Below are 802 nucleotides of genomic sequence, written 5' to 3'. Positions count from 1 at the left end.
AGATCGCCGCGGTGAGTGCGAGGACACGCGTCAGGATCCGAACGGCCACTCCTGCCGGGCTCTTACCGCCGTGTCGTTCCAGGTCAAGCTGGCCCTTGAGGGGCTGGTTGATCGACTCGATCACCTGGCGCAGCGGCTTGAACAGGTGCGCTCCGGCTCGCTGGGGCTCGCCCTTGCGGGCCGGACGCATCAGCTTCAGGTGACGCTCCGCAAGATCGTGCTCGAACTCGCGGCCGTAGTAGTTCTTGTCCCCGATGATCGTCTGCCCGGGGTGGGAGGCCATCACATCCGGTGCGGTGTCGAGCATGTCGCGCAGCGTCTCGCGCTCGTCGGCCTTGGCACCAGTGATCGCGAACAGGATCGGCAGCCCACCAAGGGCGCACACCAGGTGCGGCCGCAGACCCCAGAAGTACCGCGAGTGCGACGCGCAGTAACCGTACTCGGCCCAGCCGGCCAGGTCCGAGCGCTTCGCGGTCTCCCGCGAGCAGCCGCAGCCCACCGGCGTGGAGTCGACCACCCACACATCATCGCTCCACAGCGCCGTGTCGGTCGCCAGGACGCGGATCATCCGAGTGAGCAGGGCCGATGCGGCACACAGCCGCTTGTCGTAGCCGGACTGGCCAGGCAGGTACGGGAACAAGTGCCGGAAGTCGCGGTCGGCCCGGCGCGGCCAGCGCCGCTCGGAGGTGTAGCCGAGCAGCGCGGACATCACCGCGAGGGTGAGCAGTTCCGCGTCGCTGAGCCGGGGCGCGATCCCGACAACCGGACGTGCCGGAGCCAACCATGGCGAAGCCTTCAACCC

The 802-nt window shown here is 68.7% G+C and carries 1 protein-coding gene; it reads right to left on the bottom strand.

Features of this window, described 5'->3' with window-relative positions; translation table 11 throughout:
- The coding region (locus E1265_RS36615) for an IS982 family transposase (RefSeq protein WP_243741411.1) at positions 1 to 799 on the bottom strand (799 nt) is incomplete at its 3' end.
- Positions 800 to 802: the final 3 nt, after the last annotated feature.

The sequence above is a fragment of the Streptomyces sp. 8K308 genome (genome assembly GCF_004348315.1).
In the GTDB taxonomy this organism is placed as follows: Bacteria; Actinomycetota; Actinomycetes; order Streptomycetales; family Streptomycetaceae; genus Streptomyces.
Note: the sequence above shows the minus strand (reverse complement) of the source record. Positions and strands in the feature narration are given on the sequence as shown.